This is a genomic window from Mycobacterium neumannii (genome assembly GCF_002245615.1).
Lineage (GTDB): Bacteria > Actinomycetota > Actinomycetes > Mycobacteriales > Mycobacteriaceae > Mycobacterium > Mycobacterium neumannii_A.
Window position 1 is genome coordinate 1 of sequence record NZ_NKCO01000024.1, and the last position, 26,547, is coordinate 26,547.

Genomic DNA, 26,547 nt, shown 5'->3' on the forward strand with positions numbered 1-26,547 from the left:
TGGGGAGAAGAGGCAGGGGCGGAGGCGGAGGCTCGGTGGTGGTCTTGGTAACGGTGATTGTGGGCGGTGGCGGTGGCGGTGGAATCGGTTGTGGCGCCGGGGCTGCGGGCGGTGGCGGTGCCACCTGGGCGCCCGCCGGACGCACCGGCAGCGGGGCACCCGAAGGTGCTGCGCCGATCAACGATGCGACCAAAGTCCCGTGTCCGTCACAATCTGAGAGCCCATCACCGTACTGCGCCAACACGTAATCCCCGCCTGCCACCAGGTGCGGCAGGCGCGGAGAGGGCGCCACCCCGGTATCGATGACGGCGACGACGACCCCGGCACCGGTCGACTCTTGCCACGCCGCGGTCATATCCAGCATTGCCAGCGCCGGGGGCAGCTCGCGCAGATCGCTGCCGGGGACGACACCGGTCAGCGTGCACGCGCGCGTCTGCTTCATCGGCCAGTCTGGGGCTGGCGCGGGATCTGGCGGTGGCGGGCCGGGCGGCACCACCGGTGGGGTGATCGCCCAGCTGGCTCCCATGCTGGTGGCGGCGAGCAGCGCAACCGTGCCTACCAGTCCAGCACCGGTACGCACCCGGTCGGCAAAAGGCTTGCGGCTCATATCCCGTGCCTGACTGCGTTGCGGATTACCGGATACAGATTGAGCAGCCACAGTGCCCAGGGCAGCAGCGCGAGCAACAAGACGTACTCGATCATTTCCACGAACCGGCGCATCGGGGCGGTGTATTCGCGGAAGGGCACCACAAGCGCCGAGAGCAGTCCCAGCACGGCGAGGCCGAGGGTGACCGCGACGCAAATCATGGCCACCTTCAAGCTGGTGGAATCGCTGGCGGCGTAGCGGCCGATGGCCACTGCCGCTGCCCCCATACCGGCAACCATCAACGTGACGGACTGATAGCGGTCCACGAACGAGCGTGAGCGAAGCACCAGGATCACACAGACCGCTCCCACGAAGGCGGTGTAGCGCCATCCGCCGGGCTGGCCAGGTACCACGGCGTAGCGGGCGGCGACGATGGTCACCACGGCGAGCCCAATCATCATGCCGGTCAAGGTGTTGTTACCGCGCATCACCCATGCGCGGACCTGTTCCGCGGTGGCCACTCCGGTCGGGCCGACTGGCGACACGGTGTCGGAGGGCTGGCCGGGCAGCCGCTCGAAGACGCCGCGATTGGTCACGGACGGAAACAGCGGTGTCGGCACGCCGGAGGCGGCGACGGCGGTGCTGGTCGCCCACGTCACGGCGATAACCACGCCGATCATGGCGATGACGGCGACCCGTTCTGGACGGACCTCCCACGTCGAGGCCGCGACGACCGCCGCCACGAAGGCGAACGCACTGACGGTCAGAATCGCGGCGATCGCCACGATATGGCGGCCCCAGATCGTGGCGAGCACGATGACCCCGACGATGACGGCAACAAGCGGTGCGGCGAGGTGCCACAGGCTCGGGGTGCCCGGCAGGGACATGGCCGCGGCAGCCGCCGCGGGAATGAGCGCGACCCAGGACAGTGCGTGACCGGTTGCGCGGCGCTCACGGCCGGCCACAGTGCTGGGGTCTGCCTTGGACAGTCCGCGGGCTGCCGCGACGAGCGCCACCAGCATCGTCCAAGCCGAGGCTGCGCCGATCCAGCCGTACGAGGCGTCGGTGCCGCCGATGCTCCACCACCAGTTGACCAGGATGAGGCATGCCCACCCCACAACGCCTGCGGTGAGCCAGCTGGCGACCTTGCGGCCCATGTCGGGTGTCAGGGTGGCCAGCAGCTGATTGGCGGCCCGCGCGATGGCGGTCGAGACCATTTCCGTCACCGGTTCGTAGGTCTCGGCCGAGGCCGCCGGCAGCAGCCACAATTGCTCCCCGTCGAGCACCCCACACTCATCCAGCGTCTTCTGCGGGTCCAGCGGTTGTGCGTCCGCGCGGCACAACCGGTAGCTCTGCTCGGGATTGAGCAGTGGGCGGCCCCGTTCGCGCAGAACCTCGTTGACGCGGGCCACCAGGTCTTCGGTGACCGCGATCAGCGCCACCCCGGCGGGCAGGGAGTAGTCGATCTCGAAGTCCTCACCCACCAGGAGCGCGACCCGGCACAGCGCCGGGGTGGACGGCTCGGCGGGGTTCACTTCCCGTCCTCACTGCTGTTGAAGCCCGAGGCCAGCCGAGCGGTGATTTCCAGGTAGCGCCGCCGTGTCTCCGGGCGCAGCTCGTTGATGTCAATCACCCCAGCAGAGGCGATATGCGGATCGAACGGGACGACGAAGACGCGTTGCGGGCTGACCCAGCGAGAGAACTTCTCCACCAGCGACTCCACCAACTTGCGGTGAGCCTTGCCTGTCTCGCCCCGCACATCGTTGATGACGACGACGGTGCGTTGTAGCAACCGGTGATAACCAGCCTCGTAGGCCCAATCCATCAGCTCAGCAGCGCCTTTCGCGCCGTCCGGCGCTGTCGAAGCCACCATGATCAAGGCGTCGGCGCGGCTCATCAGGCCGGGGATGACCTGGTGGTCGACATCGGTGCCGGAGTCGCTGATCAACACGCTGTAGAAGCGCTGCAGCACCGCATGAGTGTCGGTGTACACCTGCGCAGTCAGTGGCTGACGATCGCTTTGGTATCGATTGCCTAGGACATCGAGGCCGGCAGACTCGTTCATCCCGACGTGCGAGCGAATATCGCTGTAACCATTCAGGTTTCGATCCGACAGCACGTCCTTGTAGGAGTTCGTGGCTTTGGGGTCGATCCGATCGGCCAGGTTCGAGGCGCGATCGGGGTTGGCGTCGATGGCGATCACTTTGTCCTTGCGCAGCGAGGCGAATGTCGACCCGATCGACGCGGTGGTCGTTGTCTTGCCCACGCCACCCTTGCCGCCCAGCACCACGATGGAGTAGGTGCCGCGCAGGTGGCCGGCGACCGTCGCGTTGAGGTTACGCAGCAGCTGCTCATCCGGTGACTCGCCGGTGTTGATGAGCTTGAATGTCCCGTAGTAGAGCCACTTTCGCCATCCGCGTGACGAGGGGATCTTGCGTGGAGTGTTGAGTTCGGAAGCGGAAATCTGCTCGCTGCGCAGCTCAGCACCCCCGGACCCGGTGTTGTGGGACCAGTCCCATTCGGGCGGTCGCGGCCCGCTGGGCGCTACGGGTTCACTTTGCCGCGACTCCGGCGCCCGCGCCGACCAGCCCGGCGGTGGCTGGGTGGGTCGCTGTCCCCCGCCTGACTGGGGGGCACCGCCCTGAGCCGGCCAACCGGGAGGAGGCGGTGGTGTTGCGTTGGATCCCAACGCGTTTCGCAGCGTTTCGCGAGACAGAAACTGTGTGCGTTCCTCCGGCGCGACCGGCCGAGGAGCCGGTCGTCCCGGCGGTTCTGCCTCCTGGCGTGGTACGTCATTGCCGAAGGCTGATGGCTGTCCAGCCGGGCGTGCGCTCCACGGCGGCGCTGCAGGTCCCTGTTCGTGGTGCTGCGGACCTTCGGCCGTGGGCGGTCTAGGCGTCGCGTTCACTTGGGCTGTTGGCTCATCGTTCGCAGGCGGGAATTTCGCTGCCGGAGTGCGTATCTCACCCTGGATGGGGCTGGATTCGAGGCTCTGGTTGGGGCCTTCGAGCGACTGAGGCGGCCAGGGAACCGCGGGATAACCCGGTGGGGGCGCTGCGGCATCCCCGCGCGGCACGTTGTTCGTCGGTGGGGTCTGACCCGTCGTCGGTGGCTGTTGGCCCCATCCCCCGCCGCTGTCGCCGGGTGGGTCGATGTGGTGCCGGCCGCCGGCAGGGTCGCCCTGGGGCTCGTCTGTAGCAGCAAATGGTGGCTGCGGATAGCTGGGGCCTGCTGGCGGCGTTTCGTCGCCGGCGCTTGCGGCCCCTGGTGCACTCCCGCGCGTCTCGTCGTCATCGCCGCGCCCCGTGTTGTTCAGTGCGTCGAAGAACTGTTGATCTCTGGACTCGGTCATGTAGCCCCGCCCTCCTGCCGATTTCCACCGGGGAGCGCTAAAGGCTCCTCGAATCGGTGAATATCACCGTCGCAGAAAGACTACCAACCACACATTTCAGGCGTCCACGACGTTAAGCACATCAGTGTGCGTGAAATGTCTGAATTCTTTGATGCTGGTCCCAGCCAGCACCGCTGGGCAGGTCCTTCAGCACGTCGCTCACCGCGCGATTGATCCGCGCCGCGGTGCCGGGAAACAGCATTGTCCAGCGCTGCTGGTCGTCGGTGGTACTGGAGGAGATGACGACCCTGCCCATCAGGGAGTCGACAACCATCGCACCCGTAGCGGCAAACTCAGGACCATCCACTGAATATTGGGTGGCGCCGATGGCCGCGCGCACGGCCCCGGTATCGGACACGGCGACGATAACGCGAGCCTGGCGTGCCGTCAGGCCTAGCTTCAGCAATTCCCCGATCACGTCGTAACCCTGCGGGTCCGACTGCCAGCTGCCCAGCACTGACTCCAGCTGTTCGGCCTCGATGTTGACGCCCTCGAACTCGGCCGGGATCTCCTCCCCGAGCAAGTCGTTCACAGCCTCGAAAACAGTAGTGTCACCGTCGAGGGGGCTGATGGTCACTTCGTCGAGCGGTTCCTCACCGCTTCGCCACACGCGCGCTGCGACAACCCATTTACCGTCACGGCGACACAGAACCGCTGTCCGATCGGCAGATTGGTGTGCGCGCCATGCGCGTAGCGCTGCCGCGGCAGCAAGAGGCTCTTTGAGCGGATCCGCTGGCGGCGTAAAGATTTCTGGGGGGCCGGTGAGACGCTCAGACTTCGCGTCCGGGCGGGACACCCTGATTGACACGTCGATATCGCAGCGGCCCAGTGTCCAAAGCCATTCCTGCACATCAGGGTCCAGTGTCCGGCCCTGGCAGACCCCCGCCTCCTCCAGTACCTGCAGGCCGGGGTGGGAGGCCAGCATAGCCTCGGTGTCGCCCACAGGCCGCACGCGCAGCGCCGCAGGAAGTCTGGTGACGCCAGAGAGCGCAGCTGTCAGCCACAGTCCTTCGGAGGTGGTCGACAGCTGCGCTCCCATGGGTCAGTCCTTACTCAGATGCCGACGAAGCGGGCAGCGTTCGCCGCGTCACCCATATCGGTGTTCTGCACCGCGCCGCCCTGGGCGCCGCCGTGCCGCTGGATGGTCTCGAAGACCTGCTGGTAGGCCTGCGTGATCGAACGCTGAGCCTCGGCGTAGGCGTTGGCACCCTTGTCGCTCCAGAAGTCCTGCGTCTGGGCGAGAACCTGCAGTGCCTGCTCCTGAAGACCGTTCAGATGCGAGACCAAGCCGGCCTGGGCGGCCACGTGGTCCATCATCTTCGCCTGGTCGTACCGCATACCCTCCATGTGGGTTCTCCTTCGAAAGTTGTTGTCGGTAGTTGGGTTACGCCTGGGTGGCGACGCTGGACAGCTTGGCCTGGTTCTCGGCCTCCACGCGGTCGTACTCGTTGGCGCCGGTCTGCATGGCCTGGATCACCTGATCGAACCGGGCCGAGACGTTGCGGCCGGTGGTGGCCACTTCCTCGGTGGTCTTCATCGAGGCCACGGAGGCGATGCCGACGAAGGCGCTCCCGCCGAGGTCCTGGTTCATCGTCATGTAGCGGCCCAGGGCGTTGAGCGTCTGGTTCTTGATCTCGTCGAGCTGGCTGGCCGAGTTGCGCAGCTTGGTTGAGTCAGTCTGGAACATGTCCACTTCCTTTCGAGTCCCGTATGGGATGGGTGTGCTGGTTGGTTGTCATGTGTTGCGCCGGTTGTCGCCGAGCGATCACCCTCCCCCGTCTGTGTAGACCACGCCATTGGCGGTCAGGATGGGGATAGCGTCCGCGTCGTCGAGGACCACCGATAGGGAGGTGTCGTCCTCGCTGCGGCTCGCGCCTTGATCGCGGCGCTGCCCTGCCTGGGCGGCGCCCATCGGCATCATTCCGGGCATGCCGGAGCCCATCGGGCCCGTAGCCATGCCCGGCATGCCTGCGCGTGCGGCCGCCGAGGGCTTGTTCTGGCCGGGCGCGCTCGACCCGTCTGCGGCCGAGGCTGGGCCCCACCACGCCGAGGGCATCCCGATCGGGCCACTGCCCATGCTGGCGCCGGCGGGTTTGGTGAGCGCGGCCGTCACCGGGCCACCGCCGGATCCAAAGCCGCCGCTGACACCGTTCATAGACGCAGCGAGGTTGGCGCCGGGAGCGTTGGCCGATAGTCCGCCGAACGGTCCGCCGCCCATGCCGCCCATGCCGCCCATCATGCTGCTCAGCTGGCTGCCCATCTGCATAGGCGCTTGGGCCAGCTGCGACAGCGGCTGGGTCATTCCCTGGGCCATGGAGGGCAGCGAGCTCGCCATGCCCATCATCGATTGGCTGCTACCGAGCAGTTCGCTTCCACCCGGCTGAGCGAGTTGCGGGGTGCCGGTAGTGCCCACATCGCCCTCGCCGCCTGACTGGCCGGCGCTGGTCGCCGCCGACAGCGCGGCCGGGGCCGCCGACGAGACGGCTTGACCCGCGGCCTGTAGTGGGGCGCTGAGACCCTGCATGGACGCTTGGACACCGGTCTGGACTCCTTGCGCGCCCATGCTGGCCGCCCCTGCCGCCAACGCGGCCGGATTGCCTCCGGCGGCCAGCGGTGGGCGAAGCGGGACGCTGAGGCCGGACACGATGCTGGCCGCGGCGCTGGAGTAGCCGGTCATCGCGGTCGCGTTCTGCGCCCAGTACTCGCCGTACTCGACGTCAGCCTCGGCGATGGCGGGGGTGTTCTGGCCAATGATGTTCGTAGCTTGCAGCGTTGCCTCGCGGATGCGGTTGGCAACGACGACCGGATACGGAATGGTCGCCGCGACCGCCGCAGAATGGGCACCAGCAGCAGCGCCGATCAGACCACTGGCCTTCTCCGCATGAGCGCCGGCCTCAATCTGCCACTCCGACTTCGGAACAGCAGCAGCCATCATGGAGGTGCCACCTTTCCCCCACCAGCTGCCGGTAGCGGTCGTCGCCGCAGTCGCCATCATCTGGGCGCCCTGCTGAATGTGGGTGACCCCGGCGGCCTGGTAGCCGGCCACGACCGATGTCATGGCCGCCGCGCCTGGTCCGGTAGTCAGCCGGATGGCGTTGGTCTCGGGTGTAAGCCCCCAATATTGAGCGGGCATGTGCTCAGAGGAGCAGCGAGGCCTGGTTGACGGCCTCGGTTGCCACAGACATCACACCGGAGACACCGACATCGCCAGCGAACATTCCCCGGTCCGCGACGCTGACGCCGGTCTGGGCAAGGAACTGCGCGTTGTGCGTCTGGATCGCGGTGGCCAGAAGGGCGGAGACCTCCTCGCTTCCCATCGGGACAACGGCAGTCATCGCCGGTGCTGAGCCCGCGAGCACGCCGGCGGTGGTCGCCGTTCCGGTCGCTTCAGCTACGGATTGAGCAGCAACGCCAACTGGATCCACAAAAAAGGTCACGATAAGCCTCCCCTAAGGCGCTAGGTACCTGATAAGCCGAGAGTAGAGCGGTTCCGCAGTGGCTGCCACCAGCGCAGCCACATTCGCTGCCAACAATTTTGATATTCGCCGTTGGTCCGCTTGTCCCTCGGACATTTCTTCTTTTTGCATTATCCCAGCTACTGACTGACCCTAAGTGCACTTATTTTCACGGGTACGTGTAGCCAGCTGAGCTGCGGATTCCGCAATATCGCCGATGACCTCAAGTCGCTTGCTCAACGTGTCCGCGGCCGCGGACCCGGCCCTGGCTTCGTGCGCGATCTGCATGAGCTGCTCCACCAGTACCTTCGTGGTCCCGCTCAGCGGGTATTCGGTCCCCGCGCGCAACGTAGGTTCCGCCCCGTCCAGCACCGTGGCGAAGCTGCCCGGGGTCCATCCGAGTGCGGCTTCTATGCGACCCCGCGTGACTTCACGGCCGGGAATCTTGCCGCGGTTGATCAGGTCGGTGATCGTGGAACGACCCACCCTGGCGATCTTGGCCAGGTCCATCTTCGACAAGCCCAAGTCCAGCCTTGCCGCGTCGACGGCTGCGCCGAGCCGATGTCCCGGATCACTCAAGGGGCAGCACCTTCGCGATCTGTGCGGGGGCCGACAGCCGGTCGGTCACGTAGATTCCTCGGCCCGCCGGCTGCCTGGCGGCACGAACGCCTCTGATCAGCTCGCCCTCCATGCGGTGGCCGTCCATGACGATCAGAGGGGCGGTTTGCGCGATGAGCCGTCCGGCCAGCGGAGAGGACATCGCCGGCCCCCACGGGAAGCGCCGCCCGATGATCAGGTGCAGACCGACCTCGCGAGCGCGGTCGATGTATTTGGTCAGACCCTCGGTCGCCGGACCCTTACCGTCCGCGCGGAACATGTTGGCACCAGCGCTCCAACCAGCCACGATCTGTTCGTCGTCGACGAGGACGAAGATCTCCGGTCCCGACCAGGAGCGCGTGGCCTGGGCGAGTTCTTCCTGTCCGGCGCGGCCACGTGGCATGCGTGGGGCCAGGAGCGAGTCGATATGGCGGGTCATCGCCCGCACATCGTCCTCGTAGTAGGTGTAGCCCTCGGACTCCACACCGTCCTCGCCGATGTAGCGACCCAGGTGCGGCCCTTGCACCACCCGGACGACCGAGTTGCCCGGATCAATGACATAGATCTGAGCTTCTTCGGGTCGGTACGACCGCATGATCGCCCGCGCGACGGCAGCCACGGAGTTCGATACGCCGCACTCCGGGTTGCCGATGAAGAGCAGGTGGGGGTTGCGGTTGAAGTCGGCTTCGGCAGCCACCAAGCCCACCTCGGAAATGCCGAAGGGCACCACGCCGCGCTTGGGCTCGCGCTGGGCGGCGAAGACCTCCTCGAGGCTGACTGTGCTCGGCAGCATGCGGACCTGTGCGACCTGATCGACACCGGTGAGCTTCGTAATCACCTCGGCGGCCTCGCGCGGGCCGATCGTCCTTCCCTCCGGAGTGGACAGGATGGGCAGACCGGCCTGGAAGTGGTAGCCGGCCATCGACGTGCCTCGGCCGCTGATGGTTTCGGTTCTCGTCTCAGCGGTCTCGTCACTGGGATCACCGAGCAGTTCACGCTTACCGAACGGCACCTTCTTGGCGACATCACGGTTGTTCTTCGACGGATCGTCTTGGCTACCCAGAGCCAATTCGACGTTGAGGGTGAACGTGTTGGACATCCAGGAGGGGAAGCCGCCCGCGATCCAGCCCGCGGCGGCGATGATCGCGCGAACCCCGAGGCTGTTGCCGCGTTCCATGATTACGCCGAGGTCGGCCATCATGTCCTCGCCGAACGTGGTCCGGAACTGCTGCCAGCCATCGATGACCAGGAACACCTCACCGAAGGCGTCATCGGGTACCGGGCCGGTTTCACCACCGAACTTGCGCGCACGGAAGCTTTCGATGCTCAAGCCGAGCCGACTGAACGCCTCTTCGCGCTCCTCCACGAGAAGCTTCATTTCCGCGATCGTGCGCTGCACACGCTCACGGTCACCTGCCCGGGCGAACGAGCTCACGTGCGGAAGCGCCTCAACCTCGTTGAGACCCGGGCCGCCCATAGCCACCACCACGAACTGCACGCGCTTCGGGTGATACATCATGGCCGCACCGGTGATCATCGTCGTCAAAGCGGTTGTCTTACCGGAACTCTGTTGGCCGATGACGGCACAGTTGCCCGCGGAGAAGTCCAGCGCGTACACGCGTTGCGCGTGCTGGAAAGGCCGGTCCTCGATACCAATCGGGAACAGCAGTCCGGGGGTGTGTCCGTAGTCCTGATACCAGGGCTTGCGCCGCAAGCGGCGCACCAGCTCCTCGACGGGCACCGGCTCCAGCGGCGGCAGCCACATCTGGTGGACCGGCACTCTGGTCTGCTCACGCAACGAGTTGATCGAGGCCTCAAGCTCGCGGATCGGTTGCCCGTCAGCGCCGAGCACGGTGTCGGTCGATTCAACGGGAGCGGCAGAGAGCTTGGGCGCGGACGCGATCGCGGCCATCGGCGCAGCGGTAAAGACCTCGGGGGCCATGTACCCGGCTTGGGTGCGTACCGCTTCGGCGGCCACCCGGCGCGGCGGATGGTAGACCTTGCGCGCGAACGCGGATTGGAACCGCACCAGCCGATCTCGGCCCTGTACGCGCAACAAGCCCGCACCGGCAGGCTTTTCGGGAAGGTGCTTGGCTTCGTCGGTGCCGATGATGGCCATCGACTCGCCGGCGTCCAGGGTACGAAGACCCACGCGGATCGGGATGTTGGCCATGATGCCTGACTGCATTTCATGCCCAAGCCGCTGCGAGCCCAAGATCATCTTCACGTTCAAGGCGCGGCCCTGGCGGCCGATCTCGTCGATAATCTTCTTCGAGTCGGGCGCTTCGATGAACATCTGGGTGAACTCGTCAATGACGATGATCAGAGCGGGCAGCGGTTCCAGGCGCTGGCCCAGGTGGATACGGCGGTACTCATATTCGGCGACCTCGCTGATTCCTGCGCGGTCCAGCAGTGACTTGCGGCGCTCCAGTTCGCCGTTGATGACGTCGCCCATGCGCTCGATCCACAGCGAGTCGTCCTTCAAGTTGCCCATTGCGGCAACGACATTCGGCAGACCAGCGACCATGTTGGCCGTCGTCTTGCCCTTGAAGTCGAAGAACGCAAACACCAGCGTCTCCGGAGAATGCGTCAGCGCCGCCGACAGGATCAGAGTCGTGAGGAACGACGACTTACCCGAGCCTGTCGTGCCGGCGATCACCATGTGGTGGCCCATGCCACCTTCGTGGGTCTCTTTGAAGTCGATGTGGACTGGCGCCCCAGTCGGATCGACACCGATCGGGAACTGCAACCACTTTGCGCCCCAGGCATTGTCTTCAAAGGGAGGCCCTTGCAGCGTTGGCGCCCAGAGCTTTTCCACGTCGAGGTTGCCGGGGTCATCGATGCCGAGAACCTTGTAGAGGTCGGCGTCGACCGAGGTGTCGTCGATCAGGCTGCGAGAGCGCTCGCCCTCCACGCGGTACCGGGCCATCTTGCGTGCCAGCACCCGGGCGCTCGCCAGGTCCATCGAATCGGGGCGGCAGAACCATTGACCGCGGTGCGTGACCTCCGACTCCGACACCCAGAACGTATTGGCTTCTTCGAAGCCGAGGCCGCGACCAGGCTCGTCGGACAAGGCCAGGAAGGTCACCCCTGCTACACCGCCAGCGCGGGTCAGCGTTTCCCAGTGGCGGTCATCGCCGCGGCGGCGACGGTCGTCGATCACCAGCCAGTGCGGCGTGGTGGTGGCGTTCGTGCGGAAGGCGTCGCGGCCGTGCAGCTCCGTGCCCACCGCCCCGTCCATCTGCTCACCGGTTGTCCAGACCATCCGGGTAGGACCGCCGCGGTCGCGCAGCGTGGGGTGCGCGCAGTGCGGCAGCCACTTGCACCACTCCCAACGGGCAATGTCGTCGGTGACGATCATGATTTTGAAGTCCCGCGGTGAATGCGCCACGGCGGCTTGGCAAATCAGCGCCCGGGCCAGCCCGTACACCGCATCCATGCCGTCACGTCCGATGAGGGCCATACCGGCAATATTGCGCAGCAGCAGCGGTTTCGGCGCGTTCTGCAGCTTGCTTTGGGTCTGCAGAAACGCCGACGACGCGTCGTAAGTGACCGGCTCGTAGTCCTCGCGGCGGCCCAGCTCGTTGGTCTCCAGCTCCTTGACGACCTTCGAGGTACCCAGACCCACCCGGACCTGGCTGTAAAACACCTTCAACACTTGATCATTAGGCGTGCGGCACCACATCCGGGCCGACCCCACAAGGCCTGACAGCAGTGCCGGCTCGGGATGGAGATACTCGAACTGCGCGTGCTGGGCTCGGGCGGCGTCTTGTACCTTGTCCCGCGTCTCATCGAGGGTCATCGCATAGTCGCGCAGTGCCTGCTCCATCTGCGGCCCCGACAGCTGCTTATCGCCGCCGCCACCACGATTGGAGAACATGTAGGACCCCATCGACACGATCATCATGATGGGGAACAACAGGGTCATCATGCCCATCGTTCCGCTGCGCAGACCGGGCTGAGACAGCATCAGGGCCATGATCCCGAGGAACGCGACGCCCATGACAACGGGAAGGATGATCGCGGCCTTGCTGCGTGGAATCGGCCGGGGGGCCTCCAGCGGTTCGGGCACCGTTTCGCGGCCGCCCATCGTCGGTGGGATCTTCACCGAGCCTTGACGGGGCTTCACTGTTGCCATGCGGTCTACCGTCCTTGTTCGGTGATCGGGGCCGCAGAGCCGGCCAACGTGTCGTGCATGGTCATCGCCGCCTGCTTCGACAGCTCCGGGCCCGCCGGCCATACGCGAAGCAGTGGCCATGGCGCCAAGCGCGGCGCGACATTCTTGAGTCCCAGCGACTGCAGTGCTTCATCGTCGAACGGCACGCCGTAGCGCGCGCCGGATTCACTGATCAGCCAAAGAGTTTCCCGACGAGCGGACTCAGCGCTCGCACCCGTCGTCGAGACCCACGTTGCCGGACTGTCAGCGAGCAGAACCTGATCGGCCAGCGTGCCCTGGTCGGCAGTGCTGACGACCAGAGGAACCAGATGCGCCTCCTGCTCGGCAGTCACCGGCAATGCTCGCCCGACCAGAAGTCGTTGGCGGGCTTGCCGATCCGTGACTCCCCGATCCCACGCCACACACAGCACAGGCTCGGCGCGCCAGTCCACGACTTTGAGTGGCTCCGCGGGATACCCGGTCACGTCGAGCACGTCCCGCACGGGAACATCGCCCAAGACGTCCGGGGAAATGCGGGGAGGTTGTGAGACGCCGAATGAATCGCGCTGCCGCAGCATGGCCGCCACCACTGAGGACACCGGCTGCACACCACTGCCGAGTACCACGTAGAACTGGTCTTGACCCGACGCCACGTCCTGAGACACCACGACCGCGCCGTTCACCATCGGTGTCGTCGTACCCAGATTGACCGTGCTGGGCTGGCCCGCCCCCGGCACCCCCGGGACGACCAGGGGCCTACCGGCAGGCAAAGCGTCGACCATGGCCTGAGAGAGCACAACCGGGGCACCGGCTTCCTCCAACCCCAGCGGCTCCACTACTGCCCTGTCGGAAAGATCGACCGGCATCCGCACGCCATTGGTGATGACATACGCCTGCTCGTTGAAGATGCCAACAACCGCAGTATCAGGGGCGACCTCGCGGGCGCGGTCGCCCAGCGTGAGGTCACCGTTAATCCCAGTGATCACCGGACGCCCGCTCATCGTCTCGGACGCCGTGTCGCACACTGCCCAGCGCGACACCTCAGGAGTGAGCACCTTGGGCGGCTCGGTAGGAGCGCCTTCGATGCCGACCAGCGGCCCCCGCGGCCACTTGGCGAGGTCGTCGGGACTGACGAACGTCGGCTCGGACGGTTGTCCGGCGATCAGCCATGCCGACACCAGATTCAGCGCCGGATGAAGCCGGCCGTCCACTGACACGAAGACCGTGCCGAGTTTGCGGTCGGCCACGATTTTGGAGTCGTTCACCAAGCCCGCTGGCCGTAGCCAGCCCACCACGAGCGCCCCCACCATCACCAGGACGGCGAGCAGCGCCGAGATCATCAACATCAATCGCTGCGTACGCATGCGGTCGGTCTGCATACGCACCGACCGGCGCTGAAATGCAAATCCCAGCCGCCGGCGCAGGAAGTAATGACCTCGCACCTGTGTCTTGGAAGCCAGATTCATCGGCACTCCAAAACCGTACCGTGCAAAACAACGAGTCAGCCACCACCGCAGCCAAATTGACTGCGAACGAATTTAGGCGAGGTTGCTGCGCTGGCATCAGGTCGACGCCTAATGTGGACTGGGCGCGTTCACCCAGCGTGCACGAGGTCCTCTTCGACGCTGGCCAGCGACTCAACGATCAGATCGCGGATATGGACGTTCCCGGCGGTCGCAGCTGCGTAACACATGTCGGGCAGCGGCAGCGGCCGTGTAGCCCATCCACCAATCAGCTCGGCTGTGCGCGCCACCATCCAGTGCGCGCGATAGCGAGCAAGTTCTTCGATGGTCTCGCTCGGATCGGCCTGGCCAACGAAACCCGGCCGAAAAATCGACGTGACGGTATTGAAGTCCTTGGCCGCCGCGTCGTACTCAGCCCACTGCTGTGGGCTTGGATCCCGATCTCCGCCGCGTGTCAGCCAGATCTGACGAACAGCGTTGGGGATTCCCCCTTCGACCGCGACGCCCTGGGTGGTGGCCGTGTTCATCAGCAGGGCGCTGGCCGCAGCGACGATCCTGTCCTGGAGCAGGGGGTCAGCGTCCATGACGCGCAGCAGCCGCGGATACACATCAGGCCACAGCGCCGCCAATCGGTGCTCGTGCATTCCGTCCAGCCCGGGCGCAGCGGTCTGCTGGCCCGGTTGAAGCAGCGGGTTCGTCTGTCGCGTGCATGACGGCGGATGCTCCACGCCGGCATCGCGCAGCGCCGTTAACGGGCCCGTCGTCGCAGCCGCCACCAGCCGCCAACCCATTTCAGCGCGCAGCTGCGCGTACTCGATGAGCACTCGCGCCGGGTCAGCCCAGCCGAACCACAACTGTCGAAAATGGTCGTCCAACAAAGGATCCGTTGCCAGTACGCGTGCTGAGCGGGGCACATAGACACCAGCGGGAATGTAGCTGGCCCCATCGTTGGACGTCACGACAGTCTCAGTGCCGCTAGGTGAACGAAAGACTCCCACCGCCCACTCGATCGGATAACCGACCGCCTGAGCAGCGTGCTGGAGCTTCCACGCCAACTCCTTCGCCGCCGCCGCATCGGCCGACTCACGCCGCTCCCGGGCGGCAGCGGACTGGCCCGCTGCGACCACACTCGCCGGAATCAGCGTCGCACCACCTCCGGCGCCTGCTGGCGGCGACGGCGTTGCAGGCGCATTGCCACCAGCGGCGAGCGTGCCCGCCGGGACCGTCGCCGGAGGCGGCGGCGCAGCGCCGGCCGGTGGACCCATCGACCCAGGCGGCAACATCATCGGAGTACCACCACCAGTGCCCATTCCGGCCCCGGTCGAAGTGGCGGCCGCCGGAGCGGCCGGAGTGACCATGCCCGGCTGAGCTGAGGCCGGTGAGACGCCACCACCGGGAGCAGCCGAGACGGGTGCCACCGGTGCCGCGTGTCCCCCTCCAGTCAGCGCCGGCGACGGACTCGGCGGAGCCGGTGGAGCAGACGGCATCCCACCACCGATGCCCGCCCCAGTCGACAAGCCCTGGGAGAAAGCCGCCGCCGGTGAACCAGCGCCGGTGCTTGCGCCCGGAACCCCTCCACCACCTGGCAATCCGCTTCCCGCGCCGGGCACCTGACCCATGCCGCTACTCAACGGATTAGATCCCATCCCCGGCATGCCGCCGGAGCCAAGGCCGCCCGGCATTTTCGGCATACCACCGCCGGAACCAAGGCCGCCACCACCAGATCCCATGCCGCCCATCGACGGCATGCCACCACCGCCAAGCGGTGTAGCCGCTCGGCTCGGTGATGTCGCACCGGGAGTCGCCTGTGTCACCGGCGGGCTGGCCGCCGCGGCGAGTGCACCGTCGCCTGGTGCCGTGGAGGTGCCGGGCTCAATCCCTGATTGAGTAGCTCCGGATCCTGTGGGATCGGCGGGGGGCGTCTTCGGGCTTTCCACCGGGTCGCCCGCGTCATCGGTGCGCTTTAATGGATCGTCTTCTTGGGTGATCCCAGGTGATGTGTTGTGGTCGACGGGGGTAATTGCGGGGCTCGCCGCGATGTCACCGTAGCGAGTGAGAAGGTCGAGAGCGCGGGTGTTTTCGGCTGTGGCCTTGAAAGAAGTGTGCAGCGCCATTGCCGCTTCCACGCCCCAACCGGTCTGGGTTCGGGCCTGGGCGTGGTACGCGGTTACTAAAGTTTCGCGCTCCCCCGGGAGCTTGGCGGCGTTGATCGCGGCGTCCGCATCACGGACCAGTTGGTCTTGCCCTGCAGCAGTTTCGCGGAGTACCACGGCAATGCCGTTGCATTTCTTCGCAACACCGTCGTGCCACTCACTGATGGTTTTGGCTTCCTCAGCCAGCATTGCTCCAGCCTGATGTGCGCTATCGAATCCCGTGGAGTCGGCCGCGTCGCGGAATGCGGCATTGTCTTGCACGATCTGCTGGTGGATACCGTCCCATGCCGCCGCTCCCGCCTTGTAGGACTGTTCCTGGGCGTCCCAATGGGCAGCGTCCGGCGGAACCATGTCCGGCGTAACGATCAGCGGGCCATACGATCCCGCCCCTCCCCCTGTCGATGGCATTAGCGCAACCCGCACGCAGGCGCGATCACATCCACGAGGTCATTGCCGCGTTGAAGGGCCGCACTTGCCGCTGGCCAGTCCCGCATGTTTACGAAATGCAGTCTGTCGATCTCGGAAGCGATCCAGGCGCTGATGGGGGCCACGATGTCTTCGGGCGCGGCAGGTTCAATCTGAGTGCGCAGGAAGGAGACCTGCGACATGCTGACGCGCTTTTCGTTGGCTCTGGCGTCGAAACGAGCGTCCATGGCGCCTTCGCCCGGCGCAACAGCGGCGCGCGCTCGGGCGGCAGCAGCAGTCGTCAAAGCCGCCTGCTCCCAGGCCTCGCACGCAGTGGTCTTTGATGCTAGGACTTCGGCGCTGCTGTAATCGGCTGGTGATGGTGGGGGGGACACGTTGACCATGTGCTGAGCAGGTGTGATCGGGCTGCCGAGCGCGACCGCCGTTCCTACTGTCGCGGCGGCGGCAATGGCGAATGCGCTTGCAGCGGCGACGATTCCGGTGCGGCGTGGTCGCGGTGTCAGTTGAGCTGGTGGCCCACCCGCGTTTTGGGGGGGAGGTGCGGGTGGACCACCGGGTTGGGGGTGCTGGTGGGTCGCTGAGGTCGCGTAAGTAGTCATACCGTTACGGTCCCTCCGCTGGGGATGAGGGTGAGCGACTGCCGGTTTTCGTTCTCGATCGTTTCCATCGACGTGACGGACTCAGTCTTGCGCTGATAGATGCCCGCGATCCGCCGTCCGCCGCCCGCGTTGAGGCCCTGGCGAATTACTTCATCCTCGGCAATGGTCTCTGTCAGCGGCGCCCACATCGGACGGGCCGCGCAGGCAGCAACAGCGCCGGATGACGCTGCGCCAGACGGCGCTTGGGCCACAGTCTCGGCAACCAACGCAGGAGCCGACGCGTTCGCGGCGTGAGCCTCGACCGGCTTGAGGTTGAAGGGCTTGGTAACTGCAGGCATTAAGTTGTCCCTTCTACTTCTGGCAGGCCGCGTGGGCTTTGTCCATCGCGGTCTGGCCCTGCTGTGCGGGTAGGTTGCGGTCCTGGCCGCTGGTATCGGCGGCCAGCACGGCAAGCGTGGCATCGATGTAGTCGCCCATCGGGTCAGCAATTTCGCGTGGCGTGGCCGGCGGGATGTGCAGCCGCAGGTACTCCATCTCCACCAGGACCACCGCCTGCTCATTGGCGAGTGCGGCTTTGTATTCGGGGCTCTCTCGGTTGGGTAGCGCCGCTACGAGGGGCACGGAGGCCTCGTAGACGGCGGCAACCACCGACTTAGCTGCCGCGCACGCCTCGTCGCGGGCAGCGCTGACTTCCTCGGCGCTATAAACAGGTGCGGAGGGCGTCACTGTTGTGGTGACCGGCGCTGGGTCGGGGCGCGTCCAAGCAAGAGCGCCCATCACTACTGCCGCTACCGCAAGTACGACTGCGCCGCCCGAGAGTCCCCACACCAACTTCGGCGTGCGTTGACGCGGCGGGGTTGCCGGCGGCGGCATGTACGGGGCTGCCTGGGACGCATGAGGAGGCAGCACACCGGTCGGGCTGCCCGGCGGCGGGAATCCACCCACGGGTGGCTGCTCTGGTCCGCGTGGGGGTGCCCACGGCGAGCCGGGACCCGCGGCAGCGGGTCCGACCTGCGGTGACGTGCCCTCACTCATACATCAACCGTAACGCCGATAGACGACATGTGGCTACCAGCACGGCCCGATCCGCCATAACCAGCTCGCTGCGGGCTCTTCATTGCTGAAGGTTGTTGAGTAGCCGGGCTGCCTCCTCGGCTGCCTTTTCTGCGTTCTGCTCGATGACTTCACGCTCGGCGTAGGCGTCGGCGACCGCGGCTTGCAACGTCGTGCTGATGACCCGCTCGAGTCCCTCGTTGGTGTAGCGGGTGGTGCATCCCGGGGCCAGCGACAATGACACCAGCCGCCCATGGTGATTGACCGACAGCTGGACATCGCCATCAGCGCTTTCCATGTGTACGTCGATGCTGGCCCACTTCTTGCGGAGATCCCGCAGGGTCTGCTGCACACGCTCGATGCGCGCGACGGCTTGGGCGACCAGCTCGGCGTCCGATTTGTAGGCAGCCGGGCGGGCACCGTTGGTCGGTGTGGTCGCCGGCCTCGCGGCGGATCCGTGTGCTGCGGTCATTTCGCATCCCCTTCGGGATCGGGTGGCATTGTGACGCGGCGGCGCGGCCGCCCTGGCGCAGCCCGATCAGTAGGTGTCGCTTTGGTTGCGGCGGCGTTGTCGACGCTGACAGTTTGGCGGCGCTCAACTTCACCTTTGACCGGTTCCCCGTTCGGAATGGAGGGGATGACCACGGTCTTGTCCGGTGGCGGTTTCGCCCGATCGCCACCAGCGCCGCCACCGGCACCCATGCCGCCCATCATCGGCGGCATCATTCCCATCCCGCCCATACCGGCACCGGCGGGCGCGGGTGAGCCGGGCGGGACCGCCCCACCGCTCGACGGCAGCGACGGTGCCCCACCGGTGGGCGCTGAGGCAGCGGCCAGCGCGCCCCCGCCTGGAGGCAGAGAGGTGTCGAGACCGGCTGGCTCCATGCCGCCCCCACCGCCGCCACCACCGCCGCTGCCGAGGCCACCACCGAAGTCAGACAGTCCTGCGTCATCGAGCGAAGCGTCGTCGAGCCCGAGGTCAGGCTCCTCCTGAAGGCTTGACGCAGCACCTTGCATGACCTGCTGAGCGGCGCCCATCAGCTGCTGCGGGACGCTGGTCACTGCCCCCATGGCGCCACCGAGAGCGCCTGCGAGCATGGAAGGAACCATTGCCGCCATCGGCAACATCTGCTGCATCGGGTCACCGCCCATCGGCGAAGCGCCCTCGCCGCCGGCCAGCAGAGGATCGGCGGCAGGATCGGCCAGTGGGTCGGCCAAGGGGTCGCCGCCCCCGGTCTCGCTGGCCGCGGCGCCGGTATCTGACGACGCAGCTGCGCCGGACTGATCTTCGCCGTCGCCGGGCTTCCGCTCCCCTGGTTGCCCGGACCCTTCGCTCGGCGTACTGGACCCGTCCTTCACGATGTCGGTGACCGGCGGCGGTGGCGGCGGAGCTTGGGGCAACTCGCCTAGGTGATAGGACACCCCTGCCGTGGTGGCTGTGGTGTCGAGCTGCTGCAGGTGATTGCCGTACCGCACGAACTGGTCAGCGCCCATCAGGCCGCCGGTCTGCATCATCAGCATCTGCGCGCGGGTCATGGACTGCCGCGTGTCGGCGAACGCCTGGGTGCGCGGAGTTTCTTGCTGGGTGCGGTCAAAGCGGCCACCGTGATCTTGTGCGGCTTGGGCGACCGTGGCGGAGTGGGACGCCATCTGATCGGCCCAGGATGCGAACTTGTTCAGCGAGGCCGCCAGCTGTGGTCCGGTTCGCCCGGTGATGCCGGCCGCTACGGCGCTCTCAGCGTTTCGGGCAGCGACGGCGCACGCCTCAAAAGCGCCCTGGTAGGCCTGGCAGGCAGTGTGAAAGGTCGTGCCGGTGCTGCTGCTGCCCGCCTCGATCAGCCCAGCGGTCACCTCCCCGGGTCGCGGGGCCATCGGGGAAATCGGGGTGTCAGGAGCTACCGCGTTGGTCTTGACTGCAGCCTGGGTCGCCGGTCCGCCTACCGGTGCCGCGGGTGCCCCTCGCAACGCCAGTGATGCGGCATTGGCGGCTTCGCGTTCAGCCATGTCCATGCTCACCGCGGCCACGGCTTGGGCGGCGGCGGTGAGGACTGCCGCACCATCCAATGCCCGACTGGACAGCACTCCCCCATGCTCGGAGAGCCGCGCCGCCGCCGTGGTCGACACCTCGTCTGGCGCCAGCGGGGCGTGCACGGGGGGCGCAGCGGCCAGCGCGGCCAGACTGCCTGCGGCCGAGGTCATCCTCGCGGCGAGCGTGGCCATCCCGCCGAAGTCGACATCAACGCGTGGCCCCCCACTGCTTGGCATGTCTCCCCCCTTAAAAGTCGATGGTCATAGCGAACGCGGCCACCTGGTCCTCAGTGGGCAGAAACGAGCCCACGTTCTCCACACGATTGCCTTCCATCTCCAACCGCAGCGCCAACTGTGATCGCAGGTAAGCCAGGGTGTTCAGGCGGATGATCCGCGCCGCGAGCTCCTCGTCGGCGAGATCCATCGCCTCGGGCTCCAGCTGCACCCCGACCGACGCACCCTGGCGGTCGACAGAGACGATGATGGACTCGTCGTGGCTGGTTGCCTCGAAGACTTCCACCGTTGTCTGCTGCGCCGACTCAAACACCAGCCCCCCTTAAGTGTCGGACGGGCTGATGGTCACGCGCGCCCGGTTCTCAGCCTCGACTCGCTCGTACTCAGCTGCCGAGGCCAGCAGGGCGTCACGCATCTGCTCATGCCGAGCCTGCTCGCTGGCCAACGCGGCGTCGCGCTTGGCTGCAACCTCGCTGACCGACGCTTTGACCTGGTGATACAGCGGGCCCAAGGTTTGCGCCTCAGTCGTCATCCGCTCGTTGTCGGCGCGTGCGGCCACGATCTGATCGATCGCCTGCGCGTGCACTTCTGCGCGACGACGCAGCTCAGAGGGATCGACCTGTACAACCACACTCATAATTTAACCCCGTTCGTCTGTAGGTGCGGACACTCAATTGGCCCCCGCCAGCACGGTTGCTGCCGGAGCTGCAGGGGCTGTCTGGATCTGCGGACGTGCCCAGCCCAGGAAATTCGGGCCGGTGGGCATCTCCTCAACAGGGGTGACCTGTCCGTTCAGCCAGACCTTGCCGTTGCCCAGGGCCATCACGCGGTGATCGGTGAACTGGGCGTAGTCCATCATTCTGAGTTGGCTGGGCGAGACCGGATCGTTGACCGGTGCACCGGGGGGCAGCACTGTGATGTGGGCCTGTCCGGCCGCGTCGTCGAGGCTGGCGCCTTCGAGGACCAGGCGGCCGGCGTGGGCCAGCTGCGGGCTCTCTGCGGTGACGGTCGATCCGTCCGGCAGCTTCACCGAAACGTCGGGGCCGGGCTGGGCAGGAGGAACCTGACCGGTTTCAGCGGCTACCGGCTGAGGCTGTGCTCCGTCAGCAGGCTTTGCCGCCGCGGGCTCGGTCGCCGGGTCATCTGTCTTGGCGTCGTCGGCAGCGGCTTCGTCGGACTTTTCATCCTCAGGGTTGTCCCGCTCAGAACCGTCCGGCGTGGCCGCCAGCGGATCATCCTTGAGCGCCTCGGCAGGGTCGTCCTCAGGCGGTCGCGCGGACGCAGCTTCCTTGATCGCGCCGCCGATCGCCCCGCCCAAATCGCCCAGGCCACCTCCGCCGCCGAAGCCGCCCATTCCCGGCATCATCGAGCCCATCGCGCCCGGAAGCCCAGACAGCGCACCCATCGCCGGTCCGGCCAACCCACCAAGGCCTGCCATCAGCGGATCAGAGGCCAACCCATCCAGCAGAGGGTCACTGGCCAGGGGGTCGCCAGCCCCGGTGCCAGTGTCGGCCGGTGCCGGTGCGCCTCCCGCGGAACCGCCTGTGCCGCTACCGCTTTGGCCGTTGCCCCCGGTCGTGGCCGGGTCCGTGGAGCCGGTACCGGAACCAGCCGAGTCCTTCACCGCGTCGTAGCGCTGCGAAAGCGCATCGAGCACTTCGGCCTTGGATTCGGCGTCCATGCCGGAGGACTTGACGATGCCCAGGATTTCTTGAGTCTTGCTCTGCAGAAAGTCGTTGAGCTGCTGTTGACCGGCCGGAGTGTCCAAAGTTGGTCCCAGCTTGTGGATTTGGTCCACCAGTGCAGCTTGCAGTGCCTGCAGCTGCGCCTTGCCCTCATCGGATCCGGTCTTGGCACCCAGAACCGCATCGACGAGTTCTTCGTCGGCCTCGGCCAGTGCGGTCGTGTTCTTGGCCAACGCGTCATCGACACGCTGAGAAGCCTCAGCCGCACGACCGGAAAAGCCGTCGTCGGCAGGCGCTGGGGGGGCCTGGCCAGGCGCGGCAGGCGGGGCGTCGACACTGGCCGGCACTGTCGCCGGGGGCGCGCCGAGCGGGTCGACCAGCTTCCCCCCATCGAAGAGGGTGGGATTGTCCAGCCGCAGCGCACCCAGATACTTGTCGTCGATCGTGGTGGGCAGATCGCGGTTGCTCAGCCATTCCTCCGGGTGATGTTTGGCCCGCTGGTACATCTCGTTGAGCGCGGCGAAGTCGGAGTCGTTGAGGGTTCCGCGCCAGTCAGGCTTGAACCGCATGATGTGGTCAACTGCCGCCACGACTTCGGCCGCGGTGGCCATTAGCGGCCCCTTGCCTCAGCGCCTCCGCAGCACGAGACGGTTCTGTCTGCCACCGAGATCTGCGCACTGGGCGGTGTGCCGGACAGCTGATCGGCTGCGTCGGCGAGCACTGCGGCCAGCAGATGCGCGACAAAGGAGTTCATGCGTCGGACCATAGATTTGCAGGCGGTGGCGGTCCACCACCCTTGGCACATTCGTTGTAAATCTCGGTGCCGACACCCCCAAGATCACGATCTGATCTCCAATGTTCGGCGTGTCGGTGGCTTTCTGAAAGAGGGTGCGTAAGGATCAGCTCTGCTCGAACCTTGCCACGATCTGGTGGTGACCAGCGTGTCTCGGCGGTTAATCCGCCACTTGCGTGCGAAACTTCGTCAAGTACCACTCGCATCAGGAGCCGCAGAGGTCACAAGATCGACGCCGTCAGGGACCAGCGACAAGCGCGAAACGACCGTGAGAGGAGCAACGCAATTGACTGCGCAACAGGCGGCTACACCCCGCGGCCGCCCGCATCTCGGTCCGCGAGTGGTCGTCACTGCCACCTTCTGGCCGAGCCTGGAACGCCTGGTGGACCAGACGCGTGCATGTCTCGACCGGTCACCATTTCTGGCCGACCTCCTGGCATGGCACGTCGACCGTCCTGACCTTATTCGACACCACCAGCCGATCCTGACGCTCCGCGTCGGGACCGACGTCCGCGCACTGACACGGCCCAGCACCGCTACGAGACATTGCACAGTACGAGTCCACCCAGCCGTCGCTGGCGAGCTCGTCGCGCGAGCACAGGACGCTGGACTCCCCCGCTCGGTGTACAACGCTCGTGCCATCGCCGAGATCCTCGGTGGGGGTGCCCTACCCCTATCAGCGATTCAGGAGGGTTTGCCCTTGGCGATGTGACGACGCCAGTGGTGCCATGAGGAACCACTGCCAACTTCCCACATCTGAATAGGCGAAAGCGCCGATAAAACGACTTTGCCCCCCGGCTGGAACCGGAGGGCGGGTCGGGCGCGAACGCCACATTCCCCGAAGGGAACTGTCGTGGAAGACAGGTCTCACGGTAGCGCATGCGTTGGCACTGGTCCAGACTTGCGCACCGCGTTTCTCCATATGTCCACCCCGAATGTGGACAATTCGCCCCGTGCATATCGCGGCTGCAGCACCGCCGTGCGTCGCCGCGGCACGATCCGAACCACTCCGGTGGCGGACGTCTTGGCTATCCGTCGTGGTCGCCGTATGGCCGGGCGCGATCTGCCCTCTCCCGCCCAGTTCGTCAACCTCGAACTCGGGTCGGACGCCCATGCCGGCGTCGCGTGCTGGAGCGGAGGCCCTACACGTTGGGCACAGGTCACCGTGGCGTGCGCCTACGACCAGCGGTACCCACAGATCCGGGAACAGATGACGGCGCCGGTCTCCAAGCGAGCCGTGGTAACCATCGCCGCGGAAATGGCGCGCTTCGCTGACCGCAGCACCGGACGAAACTGCCGGCCGAGTGTGGCGACGCTCGCGACGCGGACGGGGTTCTCGGAACGTACTGTTCAGCGGGCGCGGGAGTGCTTACGTCTGCTCGGCGTGGCCACCGAGGTGGTCCGCGGCCGCCAGCGGACGTTCGTGGAGCGGATGGCGTCCTGGCGGATGGGTGATCGATCCCGTGGGTGGGCCTCAGTCTGGGCGTTGCACGACAACCAGCAGGTCACCCGGGTTATCCACATACTGACACCCCACCTGGAACGGTCCCCACTTAAGACAGCTATCTCACCTTTAAGGAGACTGGTTACTACCCACGCGGGCGCCAGAGGCGCCCGGCAAGGCGTCGCTACGCGCCGCCGAAACATCGACAGAAACGGGCAGCGCTTGGCGCGAACGTGGCGCGAGCATCCGAAGGCTCCACCGTGGTCACGCAAGTACGGTACCGGCGCCTGGGCAGCGGTTCTGGCCGCGCCGGCCCGTGCCGGATGGACCGCCGAGGACCTGAACGCGGCTGTGTCGGAATGGCTGATCGGTGGCCACCGGATTTCTGACGCTCCCCCTCGGCCGATCGGGCTGATCGGAGCCATCTTGGCGGCGTACACGGCGCATAACGAGCTGTCGGTGCGGCCTATGGCGTACGCGGAAGCCGCCGCTGCTGCTGAGGCCGCTCAGCGCGCGGAACGGGCTATCCAGCGCGAAGCTGAGCGCCAGGAGCACGCCCGTGGAAGGGAAGTCGGACGGGAAGCACTGCATGGCCCGGGACGCGCTGAGGTCGCCGCAGTGTTGGCGGCAATAACCCGGCGGCGGGGCCGATGATCAATCTTCGGCGGCTGGCTCCCCCAAGATTGTTGGGGCGGAGCCGGGACCGGCGACGTCGTTAAGCGACGGCCGAACCGAACAACAGTTTCAGTTAAAGGCATTTCGCCGATTAGGTGTGCTGTCTGATGAGGTCCGTGACACGCCAGACTGAGGTTGTGGGCGGTCTTTGTCCCCGGATGAAAGGTGGTGAGTTAGAAGTACTCGCGTGACGATCAGCGTGCAATGGCGACATGGGCACTTGATTGCGCCGAGCGCGTGTTGCCGACCTTCGAGGCGGTTGATCCCATCGACCTGCGTCCCCGGCGGGCAATCGAGACTGGGCGTGTGTGGGTAAGCACTGGTCAGATCAGCGTGGCTGTGATCCGTAAGGCGTCGCTGGATGCCCATTCGGCCGCCAAAGAGATCATTGATCCAGCTGCTATCGCGGCTGCTCGCGTGGCGGGCCAGGCAGTCGCCACTGCCCCACTGCCCACGTGCCGCAACACCCATATGGGGGTGCCTATTATGCACTCCGCGCTATCGCTGCACGATCGCCGGACCAGAGTGTGGACGACATGTACGAGGAGCGTCAGTGGCAGGCCGGCCAGCTCCCGGATCATCTGCGCGCAGAATCATGGACCGCATCGTGGTTGAAGAAGGCCGGCGGGGCCTCCGGGTATCAGTTCGCAAGGGCGCCGGCTTCTGAACCGCTTGGGCGGCAGCTGCATGAGGAGCAGCACACTTAGGCGACGGGCCACTCATCGTTCCTGGTCTACTGACGACCGCTCGGAAACGTCACCCGAAATCGGGGACCGAGCAGCCCCCGGTCGTAGGGTGCTCTCGGCGAGCACACTTTTCGCGGCGTCTCGGATTCTTGCCACCGTGTCGTGCCGCAGGTCGAGCCGCTGACCGATCTGACGCAGCGCAAGGGGCGGTTGAGTGTCGTGGAGAAGCCGGAGGGCGGCCGCGATCTTGGCTGTGGGATAGGAGGTTATTTGCCCGCGTTCGTGAATTGCTGCGGCCACGGCTTCCCATCGTTCAAGGCGGTCAGCCGCTAGGGCTAGGGCGTCTTCCCGTCGTTGGGCAGTCTCGTCGGGCTGCTCGTAGGGCGTGAATCGCCACAAAATGGAAAGCCCGTGCGTCACGAGTACCAGCGCCAATGGCGGAACGCAGGCGACCGCCGCGGCACCCAACGATCCCAATGGCTGCTCGGGCAGCCGGCCGTCGGGCAGCATTGCGTGTACGGCATTCCCCGCCACGCTGACTGCTGCGCCCACCGTTAGTAGCGCCCAAAAGTACCGGCGGGGTCCGCGCTGTTCCGGGTAGGCAGAAAACGTCACCAGCGCCATCGTCGCAAGCACGATCGTCCCGTCAATGATGACCGGCCACAGCCACGCGAACTTGTCCGGCCACACCGTGCGAGCCGCGAGATCAGCCAGCGATGAAAATGAAAGCGCGAAGCTGAAAACTGCAACTAGGACGGTGATTCCGACCGCCGCGGCGCGGGTTATACGAACGAGCGATAGCTTCGACGCTTGATGGGAGTGCCTCGCACTGGCAGATAAGGCTGATTGCTCCTCGTTGAGCGCTAAGGGTCTGGTGCCGTCTGCAAGACCGTTGGTGCGGTCAGGACGGGGTTCATCCTCCTGTAGCGAGCCGCACGCGGCGTCACTAAGCAATGCCGTCATCAAATGTCCGCCTTCGTTGCTGGGCCGTCACAGCGCAGCATTCCCGACCGACTTTCGCGCTGTCCACGACTACGGGCACATTCGGGCCAGATCGCCGGGCAGAGCCTGCACGCGCTTGGACGACCTCAGTCGACAGCTGAGGCCTGCAGGAATCAGTCGA

22 protein-coding genes and 3 pseudogenes are annotated in these 26,547 nt (G+C 66.2%); 3 read left to right on the forward strand and 22 right to left on the reverse strand.

The features are described from left to right. From CEX88_RS21500 to CEX88_RS26145, 21 genes and pseudogenes are all read right to left on the reverse strand, one after another. Positions 1–607, reverse strand: a pseudogene (locus CEX88_RS21500) (S8 family serine peptidase); the annotation flags it as partial. Next, positions 604–2,121, reverse strand: coding sequence for a type VII secretion integral membrane protein EccD (gene eccD, locus CEX88_RS21505; protein ID WP_094295046.1), 1,518 nt, complete (start codon positions 2,119–2,121; stop codon positions 604–606). The pseudogene CEX88_RS21500 and the gene eccD, both read right to left, overlap by 4 nt. Further along, the gene (locus CEX88_RS21510; protein ID WP_238382148.1) at positions 2,118–3,275 is read right to left on the reverse strand and encodes a MinD/ParA family ATP-binding protein; all 1,158 of its coding nucleotides are present in this window, start codon (positions 3,273–3,275) and stop codon (positions 2,118–2,120) included. The genes eccD and CEX88_RS21510 overlap by 4 nt, the downstream gene beginning before the upstream one ends. Positions 3,276–4,059: 784 nt before the next feature. Continuing rightward, entirely contained in the window at positions 4,060–5,016 is a 957-nt protein-coding gene (locus CEX88_RS21515; RefSeq protein WP_094295047.1) for an ESX secretion-associated protein EspG, read from the reverse strand. Positions 5,017–5,030: 14 nt separating this feature from the next. Then, the gene (locus CEX88_RS21520; RefSeq protein WP_094295048.1) at positions 5,031–5,324 is read right to left on the reverse strand and encodes a hypothetical protein; all 294 of its coding nucleotides are present in this window, start codon (positions 5,322–5,324) and stop codon (positions 5,031–5,033) included. Positions 5,325–5,361: 37 nt separating this feature from the next. After that, positions 5,362–5,664, reverse strand: a complete 303-nt coding sequence (locus CEX88_RS21525) for a hypothetical protein (protein WP_094295095.1) — start codon at positions 5,662–5,664, stop codon at positions 5,362–5,364. 78 nt (positions 5,665–5,742) lie between these two features. After that, entirely contained in the window at positions 5,743–7,110 is a 1,368-nt protein-coding gene (locus tag CEX88_RS21530) for a PPE domain-containing protein (protein ID WP_094295049.1), read from the reverse strand. A gap of 4 nt (positions 7,111–7,114) precedes the next feature. Then, positions 7,115–7,414 (reverse strand): PE domain-containing protein, encoded by a 300-nt coding sequence (locus CEX88_RS21535; RefSeq protein ID WP_094295050.1) that lies wholly within the window; start codon positions 7,412–7,414, stop codon positions 7,115–7,117. A 171-nt stretch (positions 7,415–7,585) separates the two neighbouring features. Continuing rightward, positions 7,586–8,011: a helix-turn-helix domain-containing protein gene (locus tag CEX88_RS21540; protein WP_094295051.1), complete on the reverse strand. Its 426-nt coding sequence runs from the start codon at positions 8,009–8,011 to the stop codon at positions 7,586–7,588. After that, positions 8,004–12,167, reverse strand: coding sequence for a type VII secretion protein EccCa (gene eccCa, locus CEX88_RS21545; protein ID WP_094295052.1), 4,164 nt, complete (start codon positions 12,165–12,167; stop codon positions 8,004–8,006). Before eccCa ends, CEX88_RS21540 begins: the two co-directional genes overlap by 8 nt. Positions 12,168–12,172: 5 nt before the next feature. Continuing rightward, positions 12,173–13,651 (reverse strand): type VII secretion protein EccB, encoded by a 1,479-nt coding sequence (gene eccB, locus CEX88_RS21550; protein ID WP_094295053.1) that lies wholly within the window; start codon positions 13,649–13,651, stop codon positions 12,173–12,175. Positions 13,652–13,779: 128 nt separating this feature from the next. Then, positions 13,780–16,209, reverse strand: coding sequence for a hypothetical protein (locus tag CEX88_RS21555; protein ID WP_094295054.1), 2,430 nt, complete (start codon positions 16,207–16,209; stop codon positions 13,780–13,782). Beyond that, entirely contained in the window at positions 16,209–16,511 is a 303-nt protein-coding gene (locus CEX88_RS26405) for a hypothetical protein (RefSeq protein WP_238382149.1), read from the reverse strand. The genes CEX88_RS21555 and CEX88_RS26405 overlap by 1 nt, the downstream gene beginning before the upstream one ends. A gap of 311 nt (positions 16,512–16,822) precedes the next feature. Further along, positions 16,823–17,164, reverse strand: a complete 342-nt coding sequence (locus CEX88_RS21565) for a hypothetical protein (protein ID WP_094295056.1) — start codon at positions 17,162–17,164, stop codon at positions 16,823–16,825. Positions 17,165–17,177: 13 nt separating this feature from the next. Then, positions 17,178–17,861, reverse strand: coding sequence for a hypothetical protein (locus tag CEX88_RS26410; protein ID WP_238382150.1), 684 nt, complete (start codon positions 17,859–17,861; stop codon positions 17,178–17,180). A gap of 79 nt (positions 17,862–17,940) precedes the next feature. Beyond that, positions 17,941–18,351: a YbaB/EbfC family nucleoid-associated protein gene (locus CEX88_RS21575; RefSeq protein ID WP_094295058.1), complete on the reverse strand. Its 411-nt coding sequence runs from the start codon at positions 18,349–18,351 to the stop codon at positions 17,941–17,943. Continuing rightward, on the reverse strand, positions 18,348–20,144 hold the full coding sequence (locus tag CEX88_RS21580; protein ID WP_094295059.1) for a hypothetical protein: 1,797 nt from the start codon (positions 20,142–20,144) through the stop codon (positions 18,348–18,350). The genes CEX88_RS21575 and CEX88_RS21580 overlap by 4 nt, the downstream gene beginning before the upstream one ends. A 10-nt stretch (positions 20,145–20,154) precedes the next feature. Beyond that, positions 20,155–20,454, reverse strand: coding sequence for a DUF2694 domain-containing protein (locus CEX88_RS21585; protein ID WP_094295060.1), 300 nt, complete (start codon positions 20,452–20,454; stop codon positions 20,155–20,157). 9 nt (positions 20,455–20,463) lie between these two features. Then, positions 20,464–20,778, reverse strand: coding sequence for a type VII secretion target (locus CEX88_RS21590; protein ID WP_094295061.1), 315 nt, complete (start codon positions 20,776–20,778; stop codon positions 20,464–20,466). Positions 20,779–20,811: 33 nt separating this feature from the next. Further along, entirely contained in the window at positions 20,812–22,437 is a 1,626-nt protein-coding gene (locus tag CEX88_RS21595; RefSeq protein WP_094295062.1) for a DUF4226 domain-containing protein, read from the reverse strand. Next, entirely contained in the window at positions 22,437–22,580 is a 144-nt protein-coding gene (locus tag CEX88_RS26145) for a hypothetical protein (RefSeq protein WP_202931604.1), read from the reverse strand. The genes CEX88_RS21595 and CEX88_RS26145 overlap by 1 nt, the downstream gene beginning before the upstream one ends. 1,297 nt (positions 22,581–23,877) lie before the next feature. Between CEX88_RS26145 and CEX88_RS21605 the strand changes: the two genes are divergently transcribed. From CEX88_RS21605 to CEX88_RS26630, 3 genes and pseudogenes are all read left to right on the forward strand, one after another. After that, positions 23,878–24,717 carry a helix-turn-helix domain-containing protein gene (locus CEX88_RS21605; RefSeq protein WP_238382164.1) on the forward strand — a complete coding sequence of 280 codons (840 nt, stop codon included), beginning with the start codon at positions 23,878–23,880 and terminating at the stop codon, positions 24,715–24,717. Positions 24,718–24,930: 213 nt separating this feature from the next. Further along, positions 24,931–25,158: pseudogene (locus CEX88_RS26625) on the forward strand (putative immunity protein); the annotation flags it as partial. A gap of 32 nt (positions 25,159–25,190) precedes the next feature. Next, positions 25,191–25,445: pseudogene (locus CEX88_RS26630) on the forward strand (hypothetical protein); the annotation flags it as partial. A 12-nt stretch (positions 25,446–25,457) separates the two neighbouring features. On the opposite strand, the gene CEX88_RS21615 reads toward CEX88_RS26630, so the two are convergent. Further along, entirely contained in the window at positions 25,458–26,387 is a 930-nt protein-coding gene (locus CEX88_RS21615; protein WP_094295064.1) for a DUF2637 domain-containing protein, read from the reverse strand. Positions 26,388–26,547: the final 160 nt, after the last annotated feature.

Bases quoted from the DNA above. Each gene is read 5' to 3' on its own strand.
- CEX88_RS26410 (WP_238382150.1), bottom strand. From the start codon at position 17,861: ATGAGTGAGGGCACGTCACCGCAGGTCGGACCCGCTGCCGCGGGTCCC.
- CEX88_RS21530 (WP_094295049.1), bottom strand. From the start codon at position 7,110: ATGCCCGCTCAATATTGGGGGCTTACACCCGAGACCAACGCCATCCGG.
- CEX88_RS21605 (WP_238382164.1), top strand. From the start codon at position 23,878: ATGGCGCGCTTCGCTGACCGCAGCACCGGACGAAACTGCCGGCCGAGT.
- CEX88_RS21555 (WP_094295054.1), bottom strand. From the start codon at position 16,209: ATGCCATCGACAGGGGGAGGGGCGGGATCGTATGGCCCGCTGATCGTT.
- CEX88_RS21520 (WP_094295048.1), bottom strand. From the start codon at position 5,324: ATGGAGGGTATGCGGTACGACCAGGCGAAGATGATGGACCACGTGGCC.
- eccB (WP_094295053.1), bottom strand. From the start codon at position 13,651: ATGAATCTGGCTTCCAAGACACAGGTGCGAGGTCATTACTTCCTGCGC.
- CEX88_RS26145 (WP_202931604.1), bottom strand. From the start codon at position 22,580: ATGAACTCCTTTGTCGCGCATCTGCTGGCCGCAGTGCTCGCCGACGCA.
- CEX88_RS21525 (WP_094295095.1), bottom strand. From the start codon at position 5,664: ATGTTCCAGACTGACTCAACCAAGCTGCGCAACTCGGCCAGCCAGCTC.
- CEX88_RS21580 (WP_094295059.1), bottom strand. From the start codon at position 20,144: ATGCCAAGCAGTGGGGGGCCACGCGTTGATGTCGACTTCGGCGGGATG.
- CEX88_RS21615 (WP_094295064.1), bottom strand. From the start codon at position 26,387: ATGACGGCATTGCTTAGTGACGCCGCGTGCGGCTCGCTACAGGAGGAT.
- CEX88_RS21565 (WP_094295056.1), bottom strand. From the start codon at position 17,164: ATGCCTGCAGTTACCAAGCCCTTCAACCTCAAGCCGGTCGAGGCTCAC.
- CEX88_RS21595 (WP_094295062.1), bottom strand. From the start codon at position 22,437: ATGGCCACCGCGGCCGAAGTCGTGGCGGCAGTTGACCACATCATGCGG.
- CEX88_RS21515 (WP_094295047.1), bottom strand. From the start codon at position 5,016: ATGGGAGCGCAGCTGTCGACCACCTCCGAAGGACTGTGGCTGACAGCT.
- CEX88_RS21575 (WP_094295058.1), bottom strand. From the start codon at position 18,351: ATGACCGCAGCACACGGATCCGCCGCGAGGCCGGCGACCACACCGACC.
- CEX88_RS21590 (WP_094295061.1), bottom strand. From the start codon at position 20,778: ATGAGTGTGGTTGTACAGGTCGATCCCTCTGAGCTGCGTCGTCGCGCA.
- eccCa (WP_094295052.1), bottom strand. From the start codon at position 12,167: ATGGCAACAGTGAAGCCCCGTCAAGGCTCGGTGAAGATCCCACCGACG.